The 24,286-nt window shown below is 61.5% G+C and carries 21 protein-coding genes, 1 tRNA gene and 1 riboswitch; of the genes, 8 read left to right on the forward strand and 14 right to left on the reverse strand.

Annotated features, from left to right (window positions below):
* Positions 1-74 precede the first annotated feature (74 nt).
* The 3 genes from LOZ77_RS05470 to LOZ77_RS05480 all read left to right on the forward strand — a co-directional run bounded on the left by LOZ77_RS05470 (position 75) and on the right by LOZ77_RS05480 (position 2,593).
* Positions 75-758: a response regulator transcription factor gene (locus LOZ77_RS05470; protein WP_370638047.1), complete on the forward strand. Its 684-nt coding sequence runs from the start codon at positions 75-77 to the stop codon at positions 756-758.
* Positions 758-2,188 carry a HAMP domain-containing sensor histidine kinase gene (locus LOZ77_RS05475; protein ID WP_230281177.1) on the forward strand — a complete coding sequence of 477 codons (1,431 nt, stop codon included), beginning with the start codon at positions 758-760 and terminating at the stop codon, positions 2,186-2,188. Before LOZ77_RS05470 ends, LOZ77_RS05475 begins: the two co-directional genes overlap by 1 nt.
* A 180-nt stretch (positions 2,189-2,368) precedes the next feature.
* Positions 2,369-2,593: a hypothetical protein gene (locus LOZ77_RS05480; RefSeq protein WP_230281178.1), complete on the forward strand. Its 225-nt coding sequence runs from the start codon at positions 2,369-2,371 to the stop codon at positions 2,591-2,593.
* A gap of 247 nt (positions 2,594-2,840) precedes the next feature.
* Here LOZ77_RS05480 and LOZ77_RS05485 read toward each other — a convergent pair.
* The 3 genes from LOZ77_RS05485 to LOZ77_RS05495 form a co-directional block, all read right to left on the reverse strand.
* Positions 2,841-2,931 (reverse strand) — tRNA-Ser (locus LOZ77_RS05485).
* Positions 2,932-3,028: 97 nt separating this feature from the next.
* Complete coding sequence (locus LOZ77_RS05490; protein WP_230281179.1) at positions 3,029-4,027, reverse strand: MarR family transcriptional regulator; 999 nt, start codon at positions 4,025-4,027, stop codon at positions 3,029-3,031.
* Positions 4,028-4,108: 81 nt separating this feature from the next.
* A complete protein-coding gene (locus LOZ77_RS05495; RefSeq protein WP_230281180.1) occupies positions 4,109-5,398 on the reverse strand; it encodes an adenylosuccinate synthase in 1,290 nt (429 codons plus the stop codon).
* A 213-nt stretch (positions 5,399-5,611) separates the two neighbouring features.
* On the opposite strand from LOZ77_RS05495, the gene LOZ77_RS05500 reads away from it, so the two are divergent.
* A complete protein-coding gene (locus tag LOZ77_RS05500; RefSeq protein WP_230280112.1) occupies positions 5,612-6,961 on the forward strand; it encodes an IS1380 family transposase in 1,350 nt (449 codons plus the stop codon).
* 347 nt (positions 6,962-7,308) lie between these two features.
* Positions 7,309-8,103: an alpha/beta hydrolase gene (locus LOZ77_RS05505; protein WP_230281181.1), complete on the forward strand. Its 795-nt coding sequence runs from the start codon at positions 7,309-7,311 to the stop codon at positions 8,101-8,103.
* Here LOZ77_RS05505 and LOZ77_RS05510 read toward each other — a convergent pair.
* The 3 genes from LOZ77_RS05510 to LOZ77_RS05520 all read right to left on the reverse strand — a co-directional run bounded on the left by LOZ77_RS05510 (position 8,097) and on the right by LOZ77_RS05520 (position 12,121).
* Positions 8,097-9,278 (reverse strand): ATP phosphoribosyltransferase regulatory subunit, encoded by a 1,182-nt coding sequence (locus LOZ77_RS05510; RefSeq protein WP_230281182.1) that lies wholly within the window; start codon positions 9,276-9,278, stop codon positions 8,097-8,099. The genes LOZ77_RS05505 and LOZ77_RS05510 overlap by 7 nt on opposite strands.
* A gap of 70 nt (positions 9,279-9,348) precedes the next feature.
* Positions 9,349-10,932 (reverse strand): phosphoglycerate dehydrogenase, encoded by a 1,584-nt coding sequence (serA, locus tag LOZ77_RS05515; protein ID WP_230281183.1) that lies wholly within the window; start codon positions 10,930-10,932, stop codon positions 9,349-9,351.
* Positions 10,933-10,999: 67 nt separating this feature from the next.
* On the reverse strand, positions 11,000-12,121 hold the full coding sequence (locus tag LOZ77_RS05520; RefSeq protein WP_230281184.1) for a phosphoserine transaminase: 1,122 nt from the start codon (positions 12,119-12,121) through the stop codon (positions 11,000-11,002).
* Between the two features lie 210 nt (positions 12,122-12,331).
* On the opposite strand from LOZ77_RS05520, the gene LOZ77_RS05525 reads away from it, so the two are divergent.
* On the forward strand, positions 12,332-13,051 hold the full coding sequence (locus LOZ77_RS05525) for an extensin family protein (protein ID WP_230281185.1): 720 nt from the start codon (positions 12,332-12,334) through the stop codon (positions 13,049-13,051).
* Here the strand turns inward: LOZ77_RS05525 and LOZ77_RS05530 are convergent.
* Positions 13,039-14,238, reverse strand: coding sequence for an MFS transporter (locus LOZ77_RS05530; protein WP_230281186.1), 1,200 nt, complete (start codon positions 14,236-14,238; stop codon positions 13,039-13,041). The two genes, LOZ77_RS05525 and LOZ77_RS05530, sit on opposite strands and share 13 nt — an antisense overlap.
* A gap of 119 nt (positions 14,239-14,357) precedes the next feature.
* Positions 14,358-14,542: riboswitch (yybP-ykoY riboswitch) on the forward strand.
* Positions 14,543-14,592: 50 nt separating this feature from the next.
* Between LOZ77_RS05530 and LOZ77_RS05535 the strand changes: the two genes are divergently transcribed.
* Positions 14,593-15,165 carry a TMEM165/GDT1 family protein gene (locus LOZ77_RS05535; protein WP_230281187.1) on the forward strand — a complete coding sequence of 191 codons (573 nt, stop codon included), beginning with the start codon at positions 14,593-14,595 and terminating at the stop codon, positions 15,163-15,165.
* Positions 15,166-15,225: 60 nt separating this feature from the next.
* Here LOZ77_RS05535 and LOZ77_RS05540 read toward each other — a convergent pair whose 3' ends face one another.
* From LOZ77_RS05540 to LOZ77_RS05570, 7 genes are all read right to left on the reverse strand, one after another.
* A complete protein-coding gene (locus tag LOZ77_RS05540; protein WP_370638048.1) occupies positions 15,226-15,879 on the reverse strand; it encodes a response regulator transcription factor in 654 nt (217 codons plus the stop codon).
* 165 nt (positions 15,880-16,044) lie between these two features.
* The gene (locus LOZ77_RS05545) at positions 16,045-16,803 is read right to left on the reverse strand and encodes a proteasome-type protease (RefSeq protein WP_230281188.1); all 759 of its coding nucleotides are present in this window, start codon (positions 16,801-16,803) and stop codon (positions 16,045-16,047) included.
* Between the two features lie 111 nt (positions 16,804-16,914).
* Positions 16,915-17,886 carry a transglutaminase family protein gene (locus LOZ77_RS05550; protein WP_230281189.1) on the reverse strand — a complete coding sequence of 324 codons (972 nt, stop codon included), beginning with the start codon at positions 17,884-17,886 and terminating at the stop codon, positions 16,915-16,917.
* A 19-nt stretch (positions 17,887-17,905) separates the two neighbouring features.
* On the reverse strand, positions 17,906-18,850 hold the full coding sequence (locus LOZ77_RS05555) for an alpha-E domain-containing protein (protein ID WP_230281190.1): 945 nt from the start codon (positions 18,848-18,850) through the stop codon (positions 17,906-17,908).
* On the reverse strand, positions 18,850-20,286 hold the full coding sequence (locus tag LOZ77_RS05560) for a circularly permuted type 2 ATP-grasp protein (protein WP_230281191.1): 1,437 nt from the start codon (positions 20,284-20,286) through the stop codon (positions 18,850-18,852). The genes LOZ77_RS05555 and LOZ77_RS05560 overlap by 1 nt, the downstream gene beginning before the upstream one ends.
* Before the next feature lie 10 nt (positions 20,287-20,296).
* Positions 20,297-21,271 (reverse strand): triacylglycerol lipase, encoded by a 975-nt coding sequence (locus tag LOZ77_RS05565; protein ID WP_230281192.1) that lies wholly within the window; start codon positions 21,269-21,271, stop codon positions 20,297-20,299.
* Between the two features lie 97 nt (positions 21,272-21,368).
* Positions 21,369-21,914, reverse strand: coding sequence for a DUF3617 domain-containing protein (locus LOZ77_RS05570; protein ID WP_230281193.1), 546 nt, complete (start codon positions 21,912-21,914; stop codon positions 21,369-21,371).
* 98 nt (positions 21,915-22,012) lie between these two features.
* Here LOZ77_RS05570 and uvrB point away from each other — a divergent pair, with 98 nt between their 5' ends.
* Entirely contained in the window at positions 22,013-24,199 is a 2,187-nt protein-coding gene (gene uvrB / locus LOZ77_RS05575; RefSeq protein ID WP_230281194.1) for an excinuclease ABC subunit UvrB, read from the forward strand.
* Positions 24,200-24,286: the final 87 nt, after the last annotated feature.

A 24,286-nucleotide genomic window follows, 5' to 3' on the forward strand; every position in this document is an offset into this window, starting at 1 on the left:
GACCATCGTGAGCGCGAGTTCTATCGTGTCGATTTGCGATGAACGCCGAAAGGCAAACAAGGCGAAGGATCGGAGTGAGCGGCTGGATGCAAATATTGTTGATCGAGGATGACGATGCGCTGGCCGCGCATATCGCAGGCGCGCTTCGCCAGGCGGGGCACGTTGTTACGCGCTGCCGCGATGGACGGCAGGGTCTGATGCAGGTCAGCTCTGAGAGCTATGACGTCATCGTCCTCGACCGGATGCTACCGCAAGTGGACGGGATGAAAATCCTTGCCGCGTTGCGTGCCACCGACGACGAAACACCGGTTTTGATGGTCAGCGCGCTAGGCGATGTCGATGAACGGGTCAAAGGCCTGCGGGCGGGTAGCGACGATTATTTGCCCAAGCCCTTTGCGATGTCGGAATTACTGGCACGGGTGGATGTGCTTGCTCGCCGGAAGACGCCGGTTGTCGATAGTGGTTTCCTGAACCATGCGGATGTCGAAATCGACACATTGGCCCGCATCGTACGTCGCGGCGGCCGACGCATAGAACTGACCACGCGCGAGTTTGGCATATTGGTCGAACTGGTCCGCAATGTAGGGCGTGTCGTTACCCGTTCGATGTTGCTGGAACGCGTCTGGGACTACAGTTTCGATCCCCAGACCAATATCATCGATCAGCATATCAGCAACTTGCGCCAAAAGCTTGAAATTGAAGGACGCGCCTCACCGATTCGGACGGTGCGCGGTGCGGGATATATGATCGGCCCCTGATGAAGAGCATGGTTAAATCTCTCTCGTTCCGGTTGGCGGTCACCTATGCGGCCCTGTTTTGCGGTTCGCTGGCCGTGCTGTTCATCGCCTATTTTTGGCTAGCCGTGTCCCGTCCTTTGGGTGCGGTACGCACTCAGGTAAACGCCGAACTGGCTGAGTTTGAAGCGGTTTATGCTAAAGATGGCATAGATGCACTCGCCGAGCGGCTCGATACACGCGCTAAAGCCTCGTCGGCGCTTGATCGAGCCTTTCACGCTCTGATCGCAGCGGATGGTGCAGTGATCACGACCAATTTGCCAAGTTGGCCCAGCACAGTGCAGCGCGGGTTCTATTCGATCGAAGCCGATGTCTATCTGGAAGGAGGTGAGATCGATTTCAGCTCCCTTTCGCGGGAGCGTCTGTTTCCCGACGGCACGCGATTGATTGTAGGGCGCGATGTCGATGAAGTAGAGGACCGCGAGGAAGTGGTGCTCGCCACCTTTCCAATTCTGATCGTGTTGGTGTTGCTGCTGGCCGTGGCGGGAGGGTATCTGATGACCCGCGCGATTGGACATCGCATCGATAGTATCTCGGCGGCAGCACGAAAGGTAATGGCCGGACGGTTGGGAGAACGCGTGCCTCTTCATGGCGGCGGCGACGATTTCGACCGGCTGAGCCATACCTTGAATCTGATGCTTGAGCGGAACGAGGCGCTGTTTGATTCCGTCAGGCGTGTATCTGATAATATCGCCCACGAACTCAGAACTCCGCTGTCGCGCGTTCGCGCTACATTGGACGAAGCACAGCTAGATAGGGGCGGCGCATTGGCAACAGCGCGTGAGGAACTGGCCCGGTTACAAGCGATTATCGATGCAACTTTGCGTATCGCGCGGATTGAAGGCGGGCGTCATGATTCCGGCTTTGCCACGGTCGATCTCGCCGAAATAGTATCTGATGCAGTCGAGCTATACGAACCGGCAGCTGCGCTGCGGCATCTGAAAATCTCCGTCGAGGGACCAGCTACTCTGTCGCTTTCGGCAGACCGCGATCTGCTGTTTCAGGCAATTAGCAACCTGCTCGACAATGCGGTCAAGTATAGCGTTGGCAGCAGCGAGATTCGTATGGCACTTTTTGAAGATGAAGATCGTGCGCGTCTGGAAATCGCCAATGAAGGCTTGCCATTGGAAGCAGCCGAGGCTGAACAGGTGACCGAGCGGTTTTTCCGCGGGGCTGCTGCAAGCGATCTGCCCGGCCATGGACTTGGCCTCACTCTCGTCGCCGCCATTGTCCAAAGACACGACGGCGCCTTTCAGATTCACGCCACCGGACCGAACACCAGAGTTGGGATTTCACTTCGCCGACAGCACTCTGCTGATGCGGCGAATTTGCCCCCTACAGACCTCAAGAATAGTAAAACGGGTAACTTTGACGCGATCTGCTCACTTTCCTAGCGTGATCAATCTGACTCTTGCGCCTAATTCAATTGTGTGGCCGCAGTAACTGGCCTTCTTTATTAGCAGGGGAAGCTGACGGACTGCTTGTAGAGGTTCGAAGCTAGAGATTTAAAATCCACGATCGGTCGGCCCCGGAACTCAGGGATTGATCGAACTCCTCACCATGGCTCACAACTGATGGATGCAGCTGCAGGATGGCGCTCCGATATCGCCACCATCGCGCGCAGCGAGAACATCAACGATTCCTGGGTGCCGCGGATCGTGCGCCTCAACTTCCTCGCACCGCAATTGACCCAAGCAATCCTCGCGGGAACGCAACCCGCATCGGTCAACGCCATGTCGCTACGCAGCGCAGAGCTGCCGATCGACTGGGATGAACAACACGCGATGTTCAGGCTCTGACCAATAGCATCAACGGGCAGACCGTTACGACGCTTCGGCGCCGTCGTTTATTGGTCGTTCGCCCATCCGGGAGCCTGCGCCATACTGAGTTCCGTACTGCGAAATCGGGCCTCGGAGAAAAATCGGGCATTCTGGCAGGAACGGCCGAGAACCGCCGTCTCCGCGCACCGGAACGCACCCCGAAGTGGCCGCAATTGGCGGCCTCAGCGAGTGATATTATCCTTTTATTATCAATGCGTTAAGTGCATGGCGGAGCGGGAGGGATTCGAACCCTCGATACGGGGTTACCGTATACACACTTTCCAGGCGTGCGCCTTCGACCACTCGGCCACCGCTCCGCTTGCCTGCCCCATTGGGGAAACGCGCCCTAACCCCCGCGATGCAATTGTGCAAGGCACCAGATGCGCAAAGATGCGAATGTGCCGGAATTCCTGCCTAGATCGCCGCGACAGAGGGGCCAATCCGCGCGAAAAAGCCGCACATCGCCTGCTCTGCACCCTGGCTAAGCCGAATGATCGCACGGCGACGGTCAGCCGGATCGGGCAGGCGTTCGAACAGCCCCGCATCGGTCATCTGGCCGATCCAGCGCAGCGCCGTCGTCGCCGGAACGCCCGACGCGATGCACAGGCTGGAAACGCAAACGTCGCGCCCCTCGGCCCGCGCCGCAGTCAGGTCGAGCAACATGTCCCATGCAGGATCCGCGAATAACTCGCCTTCAAAGAAATTCGCACGCAATTGCCGCTGCCGGATAATTTCGCGCAGCAAGGCGGCAGGCGGCAGATCGTTCTGTGCAAACGCCCCCTTCCCGCTGACCGGCAATTCGCCCGTCGGCTTGTCCGCGACGGGGCGCGCCATATAGGCGAAAGACGGTGAACGCAGCTGTTCCGCCGGAGCCGCCTCAACCGGCACTCCACCAAGCTTGCGCGCCAGCGAGTGAACCTGTTCCGTAAGGCGGACGAGAGCGAGGTGATCCTCGCGCGCCAGTTCATGCACCGAACGCCCCGGCAGTCGTGCCAGCGCATAGCCGATCGCCAGCGCATATTCGGCAGGCGACGGATCGATAAGGAATTGCACATCCCCGCAATCCATCGCGCCGAAAACGGCATCGATACCGCCAACCGTCGTGGAGACGACAAGCTGTGTCCCACTATGCGCGGCCCGGGCATCAAGCCGCGCAAGTGCCGCCAGGAATTCGGCACCGGGAACGGGAATATCGATGACGACGATGTCGCCCAAAACAAAGGCATCGTCGGACAACAACCGGTCAAGCGGCTCCGCCTGACGGATCATCAGCCCCGCCTCTAAAATCTGGTCGACCAGACCGGCGCGGATGCGTGCCCTGTCCGACAGAACCGAAACCGGCACCGATGCCCTGTCGGCATCGTCGCGCATGTCTTCTGCATCGTCGAATACGAAAGGCTTCGCGATCTGCATGATTCGGTTGCTCCCCTGTAACAGGGAACAACTAAGGAACATTACGGAAACATGTCAAGATGTTCCGTGGATGTTCTGCCATCAGTCCATAAAGGGATCGCGCACCAATATCGTATCCTCCCGTTCCGGACTGGTCGAAACCAGTGCTACGGGCGTTTCGATAAGCTCTTGAACTCGCTGAATATATTTAACCGCCTGGGCGGGCAGATCGGCCCAGCTGCGCGCACCTGCGGTGGTACCGCTCCAGCCTTCGAATTCTTCGTAGATCGGCTCGACCCGCGCCTGTTCCTGCGCGTGGGAGGGCAGATAATCGAGGATCTTGCCGTCGAGGCGATAGCCGGTGCAAATCCGCACCGTGTCGAAACCGTCAAGCACGTCGAGTTTCGTCAGCGCAATGCCGGTCACGCCCGAAATCGCGCAAGCCTGCCGCACCAGCACCGCATCGAACCAGCCGCAACGGCGCTTGCGCCCCGTCACCGTGCCGAATTCATGCCCGCGCTCGCCCAGCTTCTGGCCGGTCGCATCGTCAAGCTCGGTCGGGAACGGCCCCGAACCGACGCGGGTGGTATAGGCTTTGACGATGCCCAAAACGAAGCCGCTGGCCGCGGGCCCCAGACCCGACCCGCTGGCAGCCGTCCCGCTGACCGTGTTCGAACTGGTCACAAACGGATAGGTCCCGTGATCGACGTCAAGCAGCACGCCCTGCGCGCCCTCGAACAGGATCTTGGCGCCCGCCTTGCGCACCTTGTTCAGCCGTTTCCAAACCGGCTGCGCGAATTGCAGCACATAGGGCGCAATCTCGCGCAGATCGGCGAGCAGTTTCTCGCGGTCCACCGGCTCTTCCCCGAAACCGGCGCGAAGGGCGTTGTGATGCGCGCACAGCCGGTCGATCTGGGGGTCGAGCGAATCCAGATGCGCCAGATCGCAAACACGGATCGCGCGGCGACCGACCTTGTCCTCATACGCAGGGCCGATGCCGCGGCCCGTGGTGCCGATCTTGCCTGCACCGGCCGCCGTCTCTCGCAAACCGTCGAGATCGCGATGCAAGGGCAGGATCAACGGGCAATTATCGGCAATCGCGAAATTCTCGGGATTGATGGTCACGCCTTGCGCGGTCAGCTTCTCCACCTCGGCCTTCAGCGCCCAGGGGTCCAGCACCACGCCATTGCCGATGATCGACAAAGTGCCCGTAACAATACCCGAAGGCAGCAGCGACAGCTTATACGTTACGTCTCCGACCACCAGCGTATGGCCCGCATTGTGCCCGCCCTGAAAGCGGACCACCGCATCGGCGCGGCTTGCCAGCCAGTCCACGATCTTGCCTTTGCCTTCGTCGCCCCATTGCGCGCCGATTACCGTCACATTGGCCAAAGTATTGCCTTTCCAGACCAGGTCAGAAACTCCGTAGCGGCGCTTAGGGGGTGGCGCTGCGCTCGGCAAGGGGATCGGCACCCTAACCCGTCGTATTCACCAAACCGGTCCTAAAGGGTTAGCGGGAGTGGCCTAAGCTTCTGATCTGAATTAGGAACTGGGTGTCTAAGCCGAACCTGCCGCAGGGCAGAAAATGCCACAGGTCACCCCCGCATGAACAACGATATCGCAAGCGCATTTGGATTCCCAGCAGTCGGCCGCAAGAAAGTCACAGCCGCTTTCGACGGCGGCCGGCTTACCTCGGATGGCGGCGTGTTGCTGCTGGCACAGGCCGAACGAGCGATGGGGATCTGCCAGCGGCTTGCAGCCTGCATTTCCGATCCGCGTGACCCGGGCAGAGTGGTGCATCACCTCGACGATATCCTGCGCGCCCGCATCTTTGCGATCAGCTGTGGCTATGAGGACGCCGATGATCTCGACGCTCTGCGCGACGATCCGGGCTTCCGCCTGGCGCTGGGCAAGCTGCCGGGATCGGGCGTGGGGCTTGCGAGCCAACCGACCATGAGCCGGTGGGAAAATGCGCCGACTACGCGCGAGTTGGCCAGGATGATGGCCGCGATGATCGACATCTACTGCGCCAGCTATCCCGCCGCGCCGGCGGCGGTGACGCTGGATATCGATGACACCTGTGATGTCGTGCACGGCTATCAGCAACTCTCGTTCTGGAACGGTCATCACGGGGAGCGCTGCTTCCTGCCGATTCATGTCTACGACACCGCCACCGGTCGGCCGGTGGCAATGCTGCTGCGCGCCGGCAAGACACCGTCGGGCGCCGAGGCTGCCGGACACATTCGGCGCCTGGTGCGCCATCTTCGGCGGCACTGGCCCGATACCCACATCACCATCCGCGGCGACGGGCACTATGGGCGGCCCGAGGTCATGACGTTGTGCGAGGCGACCGGCGTCGATTACGTATTTGGTCTGCCGACCAACGCCGTGCTGCGTGCCGATCCCGAAATCGTCACCGTCGCCGATGCTTGTGCCGTCAGGCGGGCTCAACGCCAATGCCCGGTCCTGCGCAACTATGCCGAGACCCGCTACGGCGCCAAAAGCTGGAAATGCCAGCGCCGCGTCGTCGCCCGGATTGAGGCCAGCACGCTGGGCATGGACATCCGCTATGTCGTCACCTCGCTGACCGAAGGCTCGGCCGAGCACATCTACGACACGCTGTACTGCGCCCGCGGTCAGGCCGAGAACCTGATCAAGCGCCACAAGAGCCAGCTCGCCAGCGATCGCACCTCGTGCCGCTCGGCGGGCGCCAACCAGATGCGCCTCATCCTGCACACCGCCGCATACTGGCTCCTGTGGCGAATCCAGCAGGAAATCCCAAGAGCCACCGCACTCGCCACCGCCGAGTTCGCCACGCTGCGCCTGCGCCTGCTCAAGGTCGCTGCCCGCGTCATCGAAACCGCCACGCGTATCCGCGTCGCCTTCGCTTCGGCTTGCCCGGATGCCGGTGTGTTCAAGGCCATCACCACCAGTCTGCGACCAGCGCCCACATAGCAAGAGCGGCGGTGCCGCCGAACCCCTGAGCCCCAGTCCATCAACCTCGAAAAGCCCATTGCTCCTGCCGCGGTGAAAAACGCCGGTGGAGGCGTGCGCCTTGATCAATCAGGCACCGCCACATCGCCGTCCGAACAACACGAAGCGGTAGCCTCATGAATAGGACGGGCTAAATACCGGCCTGTTCGGGTGAGAGAAAGCTTTCGTGCATTATTGAACCGCCTATGAGGTCGATTTTCTCCCTTTCCGCCATCGCTTGCGCCGGCTGTCTGGCAGTCGCGCCGCTGGCCGCGGCCCAGGTATCCGCCCCTGCCCCGTCGCCAGCATCTGTCCCCACTGCCCGGACCGTGCCCGCAGCGCAGGAATTGTCCTTCGGATCGCACCCCTTGCAGCGGCTCGATTTCTATCGCTCCCCCTCGCCCGGTCCGCGCCCGCTGATCCTGTTCGTCCATGGCGGCGCATGGATCGGCGGAGACAAATCCGATTCCACCGGAGAGGCCAAGATCCGCCATTACACACAGGCCGGATACCAGCTCGCCAGCGTAAACTACCGGCTGCTGCCCGAGGTCGACATCGAACACCAGGCCGACGATGTGGCGGCATCGCTCGCCAGCCTGCTGGAACAGGCACGCGATCTGAACATCGATACGCGGCGTCTGGTGCTGATGGGGCACAGCGCGGGCGCGCATCTGGCGGCATTGGTGGCGACCGATCCGCGCTACCTGAAACGCTATGGCCTGACGCCGGGCGATATCGGGGGCGTCGCGCTGCTGGACGGGGCCGCCTATGACGTGCCCAGCCAGATCATGGACGCGGGGCCTTTACTGGGCTTTGCCTATCAGATCGCGTTCGGTTCGGGGCCAGCGCGCCAGTCGTCGCTTTCGCCCGCCAGCCATACGGCCACGGGCAATGCGCGCGACTTCCTGTTGCTGCATGTCGAGCGGCCCGATGCCGAGCGGCAGGCATTTACCTTTGCCGATGCGCTGGAGAGCGGCGGAACGCGCGCAAGGGTGGCGGGCGTCAAAGGGCGCGGCATGGAAGGGCACAACCGCATCAATGCGATGCTGGGCCGCAGCGATTCCGATGCGACGCCGATCGTCGACGAATGGCTGGCAGGGCTGTTCGGCAGCCGCGCCTACTGAACCGCTTCGGGTCCGCCCGCGCCCAGAACATGGGTGCAACCCAGCGCCTTTGCATCGTCCCTTTCGGTCAGCGCTGCCCGCGTGCGCCAGCCTTCACTGCGCAGCGCAGCAGCGGCCTCGCGATCATGGCCAAGCGGCAGGAACACGATCCGGCTGGCCACTGGCAGTGCGTTGGCATCGACCAGCGGATCGGGATAGAGCGAGAAGCCTGTCGCCACCTCGTCATGCGGGGGCTGGCCGGGTTTACCCTCACCGGTCACGCGATAGGTGCCGCCACGCCCCAGCGCGCCGCGCAGCCCGTCGGCATAGATCGTGAAACCGAACCAGCTTTGATATTCAAATCCGTGGCGTTCGGTCGGGTCCAGCGTCAGGCGCGCGGCATCGCCGACAAGCGCCGCAATTTCGCGCAGCGCCGCGATGCGCGTGCCCAGCGCGCCGCCATCGATGATGGCGCGGTCGAATTCTTCCAGCTTGGCAATGGCCGTATCGAACGGGCCGGTCGCATAAAGCAGCGGTAGAAATGCCTCGCCGCCCACGGCGGTCAGCGCGCCCGCGTCCTTCGCATCCAGCTCGTGCCGGACCGCATCGGTCGTCTCGGCATCCATCGGATGGGCGCGCTCGGCCAGCGTGTCGACCAGATCGGGCAAGGTGAAGTCGACCGAAATGCCGGTCGCCCCGGCCGCCCGCAGCGCTTCGATGGCAAGCAGCACAGCCTCGGCAGCGGCGGCGACATTATCGGCACCGACGATTTCGGCGCCGATCTGTAATTGTTCGCGCTCAGGCTCCAGCCCATTGCCCTTGATGCGCAGCACCTGTCCTGCATAGGACAGGCGCAGCGGGCGCGGCACATCGCCCATGCCGGTGGCGGCAATGCGCCCCACCTGCACCGTCATATCGGCCCGCACGGCCAGAGTGCGCAACGACACCGGATCGGTAAAGCGCACCATGCGGTTCTTGCGTACACCCGCCATGCGTGCAGCGAGCGAGCGTTCGAATTCGACCAGCGGCGGCTGAACCGGATCATAGCCATGGGCCGCCATTGCATCCACCATCGCGCGGGTCACGCGCATCGCTTCGGCCGCGCGCGGCGGCAGGCGGTCGGCCAGCCCCTCGGGCAGCAGATCGGGATCGGGCGCGCCGCTGCGCGGCGGGCGAATGGCGGTCGGCTTGGTCATCGCTGGCGCGTGTAGGGTGGCGGGCGAAGAGAGGCAAGCGTTCCCGCCTGCCCCTCATTGCCTCGTCAGATCAGAACGACAGCGCCTTGACGGTCTTTACGCCAGGCGTTTCGCAGATCTGCTTCATCACATCCTGCGAAATCGGCTGGTCGACCGACAGCAGCAGTACGGCTTCCCCGCCCGCTTCGCGGCGGCCAAGGTGGAACGTGCCGATATTGATGCCGCTCTTGCCCAGCAGCGAACCGATGCTGCCGATAAAGCCCGGCGCATCCTCGTTCACCACGTAAAGCATGTCGCCGGTCAGATCGGCCTCGATGCCGATACCGAAAATATCGACCAGGCGCGGCTGGGTCTTGCCGAAGAGCGTGCCCGCAACGGTGCGTTCGCCCGCTTCGGTATCGACCTTGATCCGCACCAAAGTCTGGTAATCGCCCTCACGCTCGCGGCGAATTTCGCGGACATCAAGGCCGCGCTCCTTGGCGAGGAACGGCGCGTTGACCATGTTCACGCTCTGCGAATAGCGCTTCATCAGGCCAGCCAGCACCGCGCCGGTGATCGGCTTGATATTGAGCTGCGCAGCCGCGCCCTCAACCTCGATCCCGATGCGGGTCAGATTGCCATGCGCCAGCTGCCCGACCAGCGAGCCGAGCTTTTCGGCCAGTGCCATATAGGGCTTGAGCTTGGGCGCTTCTTCCGCCGACAGCGACGGCATGTTGAGTGCGTTGGTCACGCCGCCATTGACGAGATAATCGGCCATCTGTTCGGCCACTTGCAACGCTACATTGACCTGCGCCTCGGTGGTCGATGCCCCAAGATGCGGAGTGCAGATAAAGTTCGGCGTACCGAACAGCGGGCTTTCCTTGGCCGGTTCCTTGGCGAACACGTCCAGCGCCGCGCCCGCGATATGGCCATTGTCGAGCAGATCTTTCAGAGCCGCCTCGTCGATCAGCCCGCCGCGGGCGCAGTTCACGATGCGCACACCTTTCTTGGTGCGTTCAAGACGTTCGCGATTGAGGATATTGCGTGTTTCATCGGTCAGCGGAGTGTGGAGCGTGATGAAATCGGCACGTTCGATCAGGGCTTCCAGATCGACCTTTTCCACGCCCAGCTCGACCGCGCGTTCCTCGGTCAGGAACGGATCATAGGCGACGACCTTCATTTTAAGGCCCAGCGCGCGGCTGGCGACGATCGCGCCGATATTGCCCGCACCGATCAGGCCGAGCGTTTTGCCGGTGACTTCGACGCCCATGAAATCGTTCTTGGGCCATTCACCGTTCTGCGTACGTGCATTGGCGGCGGGAATCTGGCGGGCCAGCGCCATGATCATCGCGATCGCATGTTCGGCTGTGGTGATCGAATTGCCGAACGGCGTGTTCATCACCACGACGCCCTTGGCGCTGGCGGCGGGAATATCGACATTGTCGACCCCGATCCCGGCCCGGCCGATAACCTTCAGATTGGTCGCAGCCTCAAGAATTTCGGCAGTGACCTTGGTGGACGAGCGGATCGCAAGCCCGTCATACTCGCCGATGCGGGCCATCAGCTGTTCGGGTGTTTCGCCGGTGATGACATCGACATCGCAGCCGCGCGCTTCGAAAATGCGGGCGGCATTGGGGTCCATCTTATCGGAAATAAGGACTTTCGGCTTGGCCATGGTAAGCCTTTCTATCTTTTGAAATCAGGAAGATGCGGGCGGGACTTCGCATCCCGCCGCACGCAAATCAGGCGGTCAGCAGCCCATAGGCCCAGTCGAGCCAAGGGCCGAGCGCCTCGATATCCGCCGTGTCGACGGTCGAACCGCACCAGATGCGAAGGCCGGGAGGCGCATCGCGATAGCCAGCCACGTCAAAGGCCGCGCCTTCGTCTTCCAGCAGCTTGGCGAATTTCTTGATGAAGTCCGCATCGGCACCCTGCACCGTCAGGCACACGCTGGTATTGGAACGGATCGCGGGGTTTTCGACCAGATGGCCCAGCCACGGACGCGCTTCGACAATGGCGTTCAGCGCCGCCGCATTGGCGTCCGCACGCGCCTTCATCGCGGCGCTGCCGCCGATTTCCTTCGCCCATTCCAGCGACAGGATCGCATCTTCCACCGCCAGCATCGACGGGGTGTTGATGGTCTCACCCTTGAACACGCCCTCGACCAGCTTGCCGCCTTTCGTCAGGCGGAACACCTTGGGCAGCGGCCACGCGGGGGTATAGCTTTCCAGCCGTTCAACCGCACGGGGACCAAGGATCAGCACGCCATGGCCGCCCTCTCCGCCCAGAACCTTCTGCCACGAGAAGGTGGCGACATCGATCTTGGACCAGTCGATGGTCTGCGCGAAAACGGCGCTGGTGGAATCGGCGAAAGACAGCCCTTCGCGATCCGCGGGGATCCAGTCCGCATTCGGCACGCGCGCACCGCTGGTGGTGCCGTTCCAGGTGAACAGCACATCGTTCGACCAGTCGACCGCCTGAAGATCGGGGATCTGGCCGTAATCGGCCTTCATCACGGTGGGATCGAGCTTCAGCTGCTTGACCGCATCGGTCACCCAGCCCTCGCCAAAGCTTTCCCACGCGAGCGTGGTGACAGGGCGTGCACCCAGCATCGTCCACATCGCCATTTCGAACGCGCCGGTATCCGAACCGGGCACGATGCCGATGCGGTGCGTTTCGGGCAGCTCGAGCAATTCGCGCATAAGATCGATGCAATAGGCCAGACGCGCCTTGCCGATCTTGGAGCGATGCGAGCGTCCAAGCGAAGCGGGATTCAGTTTTTCGGGAGCCCAAACCGGGGGTTTGGCACAGGGACCGGACGAGAAAAAGGGACGCGCCGGTAGCGTCGGTTTTGTATCAGTCATTTAAGACTCTCCTTACAGAGAGCACGCGCGGCGTTGGGACCGCGTGGCCCGCTGGCCGCCCTAAAGATACACGCCGCCGTGTCAAGCGAATGACGCATAGGCCCGGCAGGGTGTGGTTCATCTGCGGTGAAGGCTAAACCGCTAAAACCCTTGGAAAAGCGCCATTGCACGCTTGGCCGGAACATTGTGGAAAGCCTAAGGTTCGCAGCGATGAATATGGATACCCCCTCTGCATTGCGCCCTTTCCGCCGCCCCTCCGCACGGCGACTCGGGGCGGCATTGGCGCTGGGCGTGGCTGCCATTCTGGGCGGCTGCGCGCCCGAGGCGACGCGCGATATTCCCAAGACGACCTCGCGACCCGTCGTGCAACCGATTCCGCGAAGCCAGCCTTCGGCCGAGGAGCGCATTTGCCGCACGCGACTGGCAGAGCTGGGCGCCGATTTCGTGCCCCTGCCCGATCTGGCGGCGGGATCGTGCAGTTCGACCAATGCCGTCACGCTATACCATCTGGCCAGCGACAACACGCGCGTCACGGTCACCAACCTGCCCCGCATCTCCTGCTCGCTGTCGCAAGACCTTTCGAACTGGACACGCTTCGGGGTCAGCCGGGCGGCGCAGCAGATTTTGGGCAGTCCCGTGGTCAAGCTTGAGACATTCGGAAGCTATAATTGCCGCAATGTCGCGGGATCGAGCCGCCGTTCGGCGCATTCGACTGCCAGCGCTGTCGATATCTCGGGCTTTGTGCTGGCCGACGGGCGGCGCATCACGGTGGAAAGCGGGTGGCAAGGCAGCAGCGCCGAACGGCAGTTCCTGCGCACCATTCACGACAGCGCGTGCAAGCGGTTCGGGACGGTTCTGGGCCCCGATTACAACCGCGCGCACGAGGATCATTTGCATTTGGAACTGGACGGTGGCGGTTACTGTCGTTGATCCTGTGTGCGATAGGGTCCAAGCGTGGCAATCATCGCCACAACGGCCATCAACGCAACGCCCGAAACCGCCAGCGCCGATTGATAGCCGCCGGTCCAGTCCACGGACCATCCGAACGCCATAGGCCCAAAGCTGGCGCCAAGGCAAAACAGCCCCAGCACCATGCCATATGTCGCACCATAGTTGCGCGGTTGCGCATAACGGCTTGTGAAATAGGCCAGCATGTCCACCTCTGCCCCGGCGGCAAGGCCAAGGAGCAATGCCGCAGGAAGAACGGGCCCGCCCCACAACAGCAGGCCGCAACTGATAACGGGCGACAGCAGAAAAACAGCCGCAACGAATGGAGCGTGAAACCGGTCGAACAAATAGCCGACGACGACCCGTGCGGCGATCACCGCCGCGCCGATACCTGCGGCCATTTGCGCGGCCACGGCGGCATCCATACCCTTGTCGATCAACATCGGAACCAGATGGACAATAAGCGCTGCGACCAGAAATCCCAGCATGACGGCCGCGATGGCGATGACCACCGTCTGCCGGTTGCGTTCGAAACGTCCACGCTGCGCCTTTTGCCCCGTCGACCCCTGACGTGCCTCTTTCCCGATGAGGAGGCTAGCGGGAATGCCGATCACGGCGGTGGCGACTGCAATCGCATAGACAGCACTGCGCCAGCCGTCGTCCGCAAAAACAGGGCCAAGCAAGACCGGTGCCAGCATTGCCGCCACACCGGTTCCCACCAGCATCAGCCCCATGGCAAGGCCCCGCCCTTTATCAAAGCGCGCCGAAACTATCCGCGCCCATATCGCGGGCGTGGTTCCGCATCCCGCCAATGATAGCATCAGCCACAACCCATACCACGCCGCGATTGACGGGCCCACATGCGCCAACGCGAGCCACGCCAGCGGTGTCACAACGAAGCTGGCAATAGCAATGGGGCGCGTTCCGATCCGGTCGGCCAGCAATCCAACGATCGGGGCTGACAGGAATATACCCAATTGCTGAAACGTCGCTGCGCCCGAAACCTCGCCCCGGCTCCATCCGAATTCGGCCTGCAAGGGCTGAACGAAAAGGCCCAGTGTGTAAAAGCCGACACCCATCATCCCCACGCTGATGGCCATTGCGGACGCCAGTATGGACAGCCAGCCATTGGCGAATTCATTGCGAGCAGTCGAAACGGTCGGATGCATATGCTTTAAAGGGCAGCAATCCATAACAATTGCAAGCGGCACGAACCGACGTGTCCCCCGTGACCGAACGCCGGTCATAGCCAAAGGCCGTTGATTTCAATGCCACGGTGCCCTAACCGACCCTCGTCATTCGGGGAGTAGCCTCTCGCAAACCCAAAGGGAAAGCGGGCCCGGCATCGACATACTCGGCCGAGAGGTCGCGGTGTCGGGACAAGTCCTTCAAGAGCGTCCACCGCTCTGTCCAAGGCGCTTCTGGCGAGACCGCATGACATGCGAACCCGGTTCTGCCGGGCGGGGTTCGTGTGTCATCGGTTTTTGCAGAATACGCCCGGCATCTGGATTGGAACTTGCCCGATGGAAGCCTTTCTTACCTCCACCGCCGTCGTCGCGATTGCCGAGATCGGCGACAAGACCATGCTGCTTGCCATCGTGCTGGCTGCGCGGTTTCGCAGACCCTGGCCGGTGGTCTGGGGCATATTATTCGCCACCATCGCCAATCATTTCCTTGCTGCACTGCTGGGCGCCACCATGGCCAATGTGCTCGACGGAATATGGTTCCGCTATGCCGTGGCAGCCGGTTTCGTCGCCATGGGGCTTTGGACGCTGATCCCCGACAGGCTGGACGAGGATGAGGAACCCAAGGGCCGCGGCGGCGCCTTTCTGACGACGCTGGTGGCGTTTTTCCTTGTCGAGATCGGGGACAAGACCCAGATCGCGACCATCGCACTGGGCGCGCGTTTCGATGCGACACTGGCGGTAACGGCGGGCACCACGCTAGGCATGATGATCGCCAATGTCCCCGCCGTATTCGCGGGTGATGCGCTGACAAAGCGCGTGTCGCTGAAAGCGATCCGCATCGTTGCTGCCGCACTTTTCGTAATCATCGGGCTGATGCTAGCTGCGCAGACCGCAGGTTGGGTCGGATAGCTGCCGATCGGGGTGGCGACGCGGTCGGGCATCAACAGCGCCGCCACCCACCAGGAGAGCTTAATGAAGCCAGTCGCCAAGGCTCGCTTCCAGACGCAGCCGGACGGCTTCTGCCGCGTGGCGCGCGCCCAACTTGTCCATCATATTGCCGCGATGGATTTCCACCGTGCGCGGAGAAATATCGAGGTCGCGGGCGATCACCTTGTTCGAGCAGCCTTCCGCCAGACGGTCCAGCACTTCCCTCTCGCGGTTCGACAACATGGCGATGCGCATTCTTGCCTCGATCGCGCGGCGGCGGTGTCGGGCCTGCGTTTCCGCCTCATCCGCGACACGCCGCAGGATCGACGACAGCGCCATCGGGTCCAGCGGCTGATCGAGATAGTCGAACGCGCCCGAACGCATCGCGCTGACCACGCGCTCCATCTGCGGATCGCGGGCGGTTGCAATAACGGGTAGCCACGCGCCGCGCATCGAAATTGCGTTCATCAGATCGCCCACGCCGCACGCATTCGGATCGTCATGCGCCAGCACGATCCCGTGCGAGGGCAGATGTGCGGTCAGTTCGTCGACACTCTCATAGACCTCGGCGTGATGACCCAGTTCAAAGATGGTGCGGGCAAAGCTGGCCCGGTTGCGAGGGTCCGCGTCGACAATGTGAATGATGATGCGATGTTCCATGGCCACGACCATGTCGGTCAGGCCGGCACCCGCCACTAAGGTCGATTCCGTAATGGACCTATCGAATTCATTTGCCTTTCAATGGCGGAGAGTGCCGTCGATTTTCCATCCGGAATGGATGCAATCACCGCATCGCCATATGGCCTGTTACGCACAAAAGGGGCAAGCAGGGCAGGAAACCGTCAATCTGTTGCGACGTAATCAGCCGACCGAATCGGGCTCATCTTCGAAGCTATAATCAGGCAGAGAGTGAAATGCGGTTCGCAAGGCTTCGCTCCAGCTTGATGAAATTTCCTGAAAATACGGGTCGCTCGCCATGATCCGCTTTTCGTGCAGCGGTTCGAATCGGTCGCGTTCCAGCACAAGCACGTCGAGGGGCATGCCGACCGACAGATTGGCCGCCAGCGTCGAATCCATCGACACCATCAGCAGTTTGACCCCGTCCTCGAAGCTCATCGTCCGGTCATAGCCGCGGATGATGATGGGGCGCCCGTATTTGGTCTCGCCGATCTGGAAGAACGGCGTGTCGGCGCTCGCCTCGATGAAGTTGCCTTCGGGATAGATCAGGAACAGGCGCGGTTCCATGCCCGCAATCTGGCCCGCGACGATCATGCTGGCAGTAAAGCGCGGTCCGCCGGACTGGCCGTCGCTGGAAATCTGTCGCTCCTCGATCGTGGCGCGCAGCAATTCCCCGACCTGATTGGCAACCTGAAACATGGTAGTGCATTTCAGGATCGACGGTTCGCGGTCCTCGGGCGCCTTGTTGCGTTCCTCCAGCTTGCTGACCACGGCCTGCGTGGTCGCCAGATTACCCGCCGTCATGATCGCGATGATCCGGTCGTTGTCCGACCAGTGGAACATCTTGCGAAACACCGAGATGTTATCGACGCCCGAATTCGTCCGCGTATCGCTCATCATGACGATACCCTTGTCGAGCATCATGCCGACGCAATAGGTCACGCCCGTCCCCCACCTTTCATTAACTTCCCGCCCTTCATCAAACCCGCATCGCTGGCAACGGGAAGACCGGCACCATAGGCGTAAATCGTACTATTCACAGCAGGCGGCGTATCAATCCTGTGGGCCGGGCGCGTTCGGATCGTTCGACTGACCCTGTTGCGACTGAATTTGTTGCGACTGGCTTTGCGATTGCCCGTGCCCGTTCAGGCCTTTCCCGTTCAGGCTCTGGCTCTGTTTTTGCTGCCCCGGTTGCTGGGTTTGGCTCTGCTGCTGGGTTTGGCCCTGCTGCCGCCGGACCGTCAGATCGACATCCAGACCCGCATTGCTGCAGCCGATGGAAATGCCCTTGACCGGCGCGGCCTCGGAATAATCCTGACCGCTGGCGACGCGGATATAGCGTTCGTCGGGACTGATCTGGTTCGAAACGTCGAAGCCGACCCAGCCCAGACCGTCGATATGCGCCTCGGCCCATGCGTGGCCCGCCTTCTGCTCGTCGCTATGCTCCATTAGCAGATAGCCCGACACATAGCGCGCCGGAATGCCCAGATGCCGCGCGCAGCCGATAAAGATATGCGCATGGTCCTGACACACGCCCTCACCCGCATGCAGCGCATCTTCGGCCCGTGTGTCCGTGTCGGTCTTGTCCTTTTCGTATTTCACCGCGTCGAGGACAGCCGCCGACAATGCGTGAAGCATCGGCAGCGTCTCGCTCTCCCGCTGGAATTTTTCGGCCAGAGCACGCATCTTCGCGCCCGGCCGGGTCAAAGGTGTATGCCCCGAAAAATGCCAGCACGGCAGATGGCCCGCATGGCGCCCGATAATGCCGTGATTATCCGCCGTATCGATCGTGCCTTCGCAATCGATGATCACTTCGGTCACGCCCGGTTCGATGGCGATCAGCGTGGTAGTGTTCATATTGTGGTCGTCGAACTGCAACTGCTCGTGCGCGCCTTCATAGCGCATCGTCCAGTCCACAACCTGCTGTCCGCTGGTGGATTTCGGCGTCAGGTGCAGCCGCTGCAAGGCGTGCACGACAGGTTCGTCGAAGAGATAGCGGGTGCGGTGATGGACGTTAAGGCGCATGGGACGTCTGTACTCTCCCTCAATCCGAGAAGCGGTAGTCGGTTTCGACGGCGTGCGCGATCTCGTTATTGTCGGAAATGAAATCCGACAGGAATTCGTGCAGCCCCTGATCGAAGATGGATTCGATATCGGCATCATGCAAGCGGATGTCCGCCTTGCGCATCAGCTCATGCGCATGCAGTTCCTCGCCATATTGCAGAGCCAGGTTGCCAAGGTTCGAGCGGATCTTGGAATAGCAGAACGCCAGCGAGCGCGGGAAGCGTCCGTCGAGGATCAGGAAATCGGCGATCCCCTTGGCATCCATCTGGCCCGAATTCAGCCAGCGATAGGCACGTTCCGCGCCCAGCGAACGCAGGATCGTTTCCCACTGAACATTGTCGAGGCTGGACCCGACATAGGAAAGCGAGGGCAGCAGCACGTAATATTTGACGTCGAGAATGCGGGCCGTGTTGTCGGCGCGCTCGATAAAGCTGCCGATGCGCGCGAAATTATAGATGTCGTTGCGCAGCATCGACCCGTCCATCGCGCCGCGCACCAGCGTCGCCTCGCGCTTGACCGCCGCGATGGCATCCCCAAGATTGCTTTGGGTCACGGGCCGCGATAGCAGATCGTTGATCTGCAGATAGCTTTCGTTCACCGCCAGCCATAATTCGGCGGTAATGACGTTGCGCACCGCGCGCGCATTGGTCCGCACCTGCCCGATCAGCGACCGGATCGAATTGGGATTGTCCTTGTCGCGCAGGATATAGTTCCACACCTGCATGCCGGTGAAGGTGCCGTTCTTTTCCAGATAGGATTCGGTCATTCCCGCGGTTTCGAGGACAGAGCTCCATTCCTGTTCCGCCGTGATGGAATCGCTGGTCAGCGCCATGCGGAAGCCGGTGTCGAGCAGGCGGGCGCAATTCTCCGCCCGTTCGAGATAGCGGAACATCCAGAATACGCCGTTTGCGCTGCGCCCTAGCATTATTCCTCCAGCACCCAGCTGTCCTTGGTGCCGCCGCCCTGGCTGGAATTCACCACCAGCGACCCCTGTTTCAATGCCACACGCGTCAGCCCGCCGGGCGTTATGTCGATGCCATTGGGGCTCATCAACACAAAAGGCCGCAGATCGACATGGCGCGGGCTCAACCCCTTTTTGGCAAGGATCGGCACGGTGGAAAGCGACAGGGTCGGCTGCGCGATATAGTTTTGCGGGTTCGCCTTCAGCTTCTGGACGAATTTCGCAATCTCGCGCCTGGACGCGGTCGGGCCGATCAGCATGCCATAGCCGCCCGAACCGTGCACTTCCTTCACCACCAGATCGGCAATGTTATCCAGCACATATTTCAGCGCATCGGGCTCCATGCAGCGCCATGTTTCCACATTGGGCAGCAGCGGTTTCTCGCCGGTATAGAACTCCACGATATCGGGCATGAAGCTGTAGAGCGCCTTGTCATCCGAAATGCCGGTGCCGGGCGCGTTGGCAATGGTGATGCCGCCCGAACGATAGACATCCATGATCCCCGGAACGCCCAGCAGGCTTTCGGGATTGAACGTCAGCGGGTCGAGGTAATCGTCGTCGATCCTGCGATAGATCACGTCCAGCGGCTTGTACCCGCGGGTCGTGCGCATCTGGACACGCCCGTCGATGACGCGCAGATCGCTCGCCTCCACCAGTTCCGCGCCCATCTGGTCGGCCAGAAAGCTGTGCTCGTAATAGGCGGAATTGAATATTCCCGGCGTCAGCACCGCAATGGCGGGCTTGCCCTTTCCGTCAAAGGCAGGCGGCGCACATGCGGCAAGGCTGCGCGCCAGCCTCCGAGGATAGTTCGATACCGGCGCGACTTTTACCCGCGTGAACAGTTCGGGGAACATCGCCATCATCGTTTCGCGGTTTTCCAGCATATAGGAAACACCGCTGGGCGTGCGGGCATTGTCTTCCAGCACGTGGAAATCGTTCGGACCGGTGCGAACCAGATCGATGCCGGTGATGTGGGTATAGATCCCGCCCGGCGGAGTAAATCCGCACATGTTGGGCAAAAACGCGGCATTACCGCGCAGCAGCCATTCGGGCACGCGGCCCGACCGCACGATTTCCTGCCGGTGATAGAGATCGTGGAGAAAGGCGTTGAGCGCCCTCACCCGCTGTTCGATTCCCCGCGACAGGCGGCGCCATTCCTGCGCGGTGATGATGCGCGGCACCGGATCGAACGGGATCAGCCGTTCCTCGGCCTCATCCTGACCGTATACGTTGAAGGTGATACCGGTGCGGCGGAAGAACGCCTCTGCCTCGCGGTGTTTCTTGCGCAGGGCTTGCGCGTCCTGCTCGTCGAACCAGTCCGAATAGCCGGCATAAGCGGCCCGTATCGAGCCGTCCTCGCCATGCATTTCGTCAAAGGAAGGTTCCTGGTCCCTGCTCATGCGCTATCGCTCATGAGTCGGGGTTGTCACCGGTTTTTTGCTGCGTTGCAAGATGCGTAAAACTTTCGGGTGATTTTGCCAGCACCCATGACACCGCCTCAATCGAAGCAGGATGCCAGGCAAAGCCCATATGGGTGCACCGGACATGCAAAGAGAAATCGCGCTCTTCGCGCTTGCCGCAGGCGCAGTGACGATGCACCACCCCGTCCTGCGCGCTCCACATAGCAACCGTCGGCACGGGGGGCTTGGCCGCGAATTCGCCCTTTACCGGCGGTTCGTCGACCGGATGACCCGCGATGGCATGATACAGCCGCCAGCCGTTATTGCCATGCATGTCCCCCGAAAACGGCGAGCCGAGCGTGATCACCATCTCGACATGATCGGGCAGCCTCTTGGCCGCTTCGCGCGCGAAAACGCCGCCAAGACTCCACCCTACCAGCGTGATCTTCCGATGCTCGGCGCGGGAAACGCGCCGGATGCGCGACAACAGGCGTTCGAACCGGTCCTCGCTTGCGCCAAGGTTCCAGCCAAGACCCCAATCGGTAACCGAATGCCCTGCCTCTTCCAGTGCCTTGTGCATGGGGGCCATGCGCCACGGATGCGAACCGAAACCGGGTAGCAGCATTACCGCACGCGGTTCTTCGGGGATCGTCACATCCATCTTGCCATGCGCTATGCGGAACGCGGCGGGTGCGGCCAGCGATGCCAGCTCTTTCAGCAAAAGGCGCGAGGACGGCGTCGATACACCTTCCGGTTGCGGGCGCAACGCCAGCGCATGGCGGCGCTGCCATTCGCGATAAAGAACGCCGAATCCCTTGCCCGGCCTCGGCGCATCGGCAGGCGCGGGATTCGTCCGCTCGACCTGCGGACGAGATGTCTTGATTTTCCCTTTACGAACAACAGTGTCAGCCCATCCCTGCTGCGGCAGGCGGGTCAGGCGGGCATTGCTGAGGGGGATGCCGGTATGGATGTGATCGGGTTTCATGTAACCTTGTTGTAACATTTTTTACCACATTCAACCAATGCGAAAACGGCCCCGCAGTTTCCCGCAGGGCCGTTTTGCGTTGGTGCCAAAAGCGGGTTCAGGCGGCGCAGTCGCCCGTGCGGGTCTGCTTCATCCGCATGGTCATCGTCATTTCCTGCCCCTGCGCCGTCATCTTGGCATCGGCCACAACGTCGGAGCCGGTTTTGCCGACGGTGCCGTTCATCGTCATCTCCATCGTTCCCCCGTCGAGCGCGCAAAGGGCCTTGGCGTCAAGCTTGCCGCCATCGACGCTCAGCCGGTTAAAGTCGCATTGGCCGTCTTGCGCGACTTGACCCAACTGCTCCTTGAAACCCTTGGCGGCATCCTCTGCCGTCAGGCAAAAACTGTCGGCATAGGCGCTTTCCATCATGCCCTTCATCTGGTCCAGCATGTTGTCGGGCGCGCCAGGCAGATCAAAGCGGGTCACTTCTACCTCAAGCTTGTATTGCCCCGGCTCGGGTTGATCGAGCTTGCCGAATTCCTCTGCCGCCTCGTCAAGATTCATCGGTCTTGCGGCTTCGGGCTCTTCCGGCTCGGTTGAACAGGCAGCAAGCGCCATGGCGGCAATCGCGATCAGGCCTGTATATTTCCATTGATTTCGCACTGAAACTGCTCCCCCTCCTTATTCAGGAGAAGATGCATTGCAGATGGGATGTGGCTTGGCAATTGCGCCGCCAGCCTATTGCACCCATATCCCGTTCCATGACCGAACTCGTCATCCGCCGCGGGCTGGAAGAGCCCGATACGTCCGAAAGTTTCACCCCGCACCGCCCCGCCCGGCCGGAAAAATCGCTGTCCGGAAAACGGTTCGAACTGGTGAGCGACTATGAACCCGCCGGCGACCAGCCGACTGCCATCGCAGAGCTGGTGCAATCGGCGCAGGAGGACGAGAAGACGCAGGTGCTGCTGGGCGTGACCGGCAGCGGCAAGACTTTTACCATGGCCAGCGTGATCGAACGGCTGCAACGGCCCGCCCTGATCCTTGCGCCCAACAAGATCCTTGCCGCCCAGCTTTATGGCGAGTTCAAGAGCTTCTTTCCAAACAACGCGGTCGAATATTTCGTATCCTATTACGATTATTACCAACCCGAAGCCTATGTCCCGCGCTCCGACACCTATATCGAGAAGGAGTCGAGCGTAAACGAGGCGATCGACCGGATGCGCCATTCGGCCACCCGCGCCCTGCTGGAACGTGACGATGTGATCATCGTCGCCTCTGTCTCGTGCCTCTATGGCATCGGATCGGTCGAGACCTATTCGGCAATGATCTTCGACCTGAAAAAGGGCGAGACGCAGGACCAGCGCGAAATCATCCGCAAGCTGGTTGCCCTGCAATACAAGCGCAACGATGCTGCCTTTGCGCGCGGCAATTTCCGCGTGCGCGGCGATAATCTGGAAATCTTCCCCTCGCACTATGAAGACATGGCATGGCGCGTGTCGTTCTTTGGCGACGAGATCGAGGAGATCAGCGAGTTCGATCCGCTGACAGGCAAGAAAGGCGCAAGCCTCGACAAGGTGCGAATTTACGCCAATTCGCACTATGTCACCCCCGGCCCGACGATGAAGCAAGCGACCGAGGCGATCAAATTCGAACTGGCCGAACGGCTGAAAGAGTTGGAGGCAGAGGGCAAGCTGCTGGAGCATCAGCGGCTGGAACAACGCACCAATTTCGATCTTGAGATGATCAATGCCACCGGTTCCTGTGCGGGGATCGAAAATTACTCGCGATTTCTGACAGGCCGCCTGCCGGGCGAGCCTCCGCCGACGCTGTTCGAATATCTGCCCGACAATGCGCTGCTGTTCGTGGACGAAAGCCACCAGACTGTGCCGCAGATCGGCGCAATGGCGCGCGGTGACCACCGCCGGAAACTGACGCTGGCCGAGTATGGCTTTCGCCTGCCCAGTTGTATCGACAATCGGCCGCTGCGATTTAACGAGTGGGATGCGATGCGCCCGCAAACATTTTGCGTATCGGCCACGCCGGGTGGCTGGGAAATGGAAGAAACGGGCGGCGTTTTCGCCGAACAGGTCATTCGCCCGACCGGCCTGATCGACCCGCCGGTCGATATCCGCCCCGTGGAGGATCAGGTTCAGGATTGCATCAACGAATGCAAGGAAACCGCGAAAAAGGGGTATCGCACGCTGGTCACCACGCTGACCAAGCGCATGGCCGAGGATCTGACCGAATTCATGCACGAAGCGGGCGTCAGGGTCCGTTATATGCACTCCGACGTGGAGACGCTGGAGCGTATCGAACTGATCCGCGATTTACGGCTGGGTGTCTATGACGTGCTGGTCGGCATCAACCTGCTGCGCGAAGGGCTGGATATTCCCGAATGCGGGCTGGTCTGCATTCTCGACGCCGACAAGGAAGGGTTCCTGCGCAGCGAAACATCGCTGATCCAGACCATCGGGCGCGCGGCGCGCAATGTGGACGGGCGCGTGATTCTTTACGCAGACCGCATTACCGGCAGCATGGAGCGCGCCATGGCGGAAACCGACCGCCGCCGTGAAAAGCAGCGCGAGTTCAATGCAGAGCACGGCATCACGCCCGCCACGATCAAGCGGCGGATCGCCGATATCGTTGCCGATACCGCCTCGCAGGACGGGGTGACGGTCGATACCGGCGATGATGAGCGCAACAATCTGTTTGGCCATAATCTGCGCGCCTATATCGAGGAGTTGGAAGGCCGAATGCGTGCAGCCGCCGCCGATCTCGAGTTCGAGGAAGCTGGTCGCCTGCGCGATGAAATCCGCAGGCTGGAGGGCGAGGAGCTAGGTCTGCCCGACGACCAGAAGCGCGCGCCCGTCGTGGGGCGCAGCAATGAAGGCAAGCCGGGCACCCGCAAGACGCGGTTCGGCAAGACGCAAAGGAAGTGGAAAAAGTAACGCCCGCAACCGGTTTTTGCGGCAAATCGGGGGGATAACGCGGTGACCCAAATTGCGTTACCCCCGCGATCGCCGCATGTATGCCGC

This window comes from Croceicoccus sp. Ery15 (assembly GCF_020985305.1).
GTDB lineage: Bacteria > Pseudomonadota > Alphaproteobacteria > Sphingomonadales > Sphingomonadaceae > Croceicoccus.

Excerpts from the sequence above, each read along its gene's own strand:
- LOZ77_RS05475 (WP_230281177.1), top strand. The coding sequence starts at position 758 with ATGAAGAGCATGGTTAAATCTCTCTCGTTCCGGTTGGCGGTCACCTAT.
- LOZ77_RS05480 (WP_230281178.1), top strand. The coding sequence starts at position 2,369 with ATGGATGCAGCTGCAGGATGGCGCTCCGATATCGCCACCATCGCGCGC.
- LOZ77_RS05490 (WP_230281179.1), bottom strand. The coding sequence starts at position 4,027 with ATGCAGATCGCGAAGCCTTTCGTATTCGACGATGCAGAAGACATGCGC.
- LOZ77_RS05500 (WP_230280112.1), top strand. The coding sequence starts at position 5,612 with ATGAACAACGATATCGCAAGCGCATTTGGATTCCCAGCAGTCGGCCGC.
- LOZ77_RS05510 (WP_230281182.1), bottom strand. The coding sequence starts at position 9,278 with ATGACCAAGCCGACCGCCATTCGCCCGCCGCGCAGCGGCGCGCCCGAT.
- serA (WP_230281183.1), bottom strand. The coding sequence starts at position 10,932 with ATGGCCAAGCCGAAAGTCCTTATTTCCGATAAGATGGACCCCAATGCC.
- LOZ77_RS05520 (WP_230281184.1), bottom strand. The coding sequence starts at position 12,121 with ATGACTGATACAAAACCGACGCTACCGGCGCGTCCCTTTTTCTCGTCC.
- LOZ77_RS05525 (WP_230281185.1), top strand. The coding sequence starts at position 12,332 with ATGAATATGGATACCCCCTCTGCATTGCGCCCTTTCCGCCGCCCCTCC.
- LOZ77_RS05530 (WP_230281186.1), bottom strand. The coding sequence starts at position 14,238 with ATGCATCCGACCGTTTCGACTGCTCGCAATGAATTCGCCAATGGCTGG.
- LOZ77_RS05535 (WP_230281187.1), top strand. The coding sequence starts at position 14,593 with ATGGAAGCCTTTCTTACCTCCACCGCCGTCGTCGCGATTGCCGAGATC.
- LOZ77_RS05550 (WP_230281189.1), bottom strand. The coding sequence starts at position 17,886 with ATGCGCCTTAACGTCCATCACCGCACCCGCTATCTCTTCGACGAACCT.
- LOZ77_RS05555 (WP_230281190.1), bottom strand. The coding sequence starts at position 18,850 with ATGCTAGGGCGCAGCGCAAACGGCGTATTCTGGATGTTCCGCTATCTC.
- LOZ77_RS05560 (WP_230281191.1), bottom strand. The coding sequence starts at position 20,286 with ATGAGCAGGGACCAGGAACCTTCCTTTGACGAAATGCATGGCGAGGAC.
- LOZ77_RS05565 (WP_230281192.1), bottom strand. The coding sequence starts at position 21,271 with ATGAAACCCGATCACATCCATACCGGCATCCCCCTCAGCAATGCCCGC.
- uvrB (WP_230281194.1), top strand. The coding sequence starts at position 22,013 with ATGACCGAACTCGTCATCCGCCGCGGGCTGGAAGAGCCCGATACGTCC.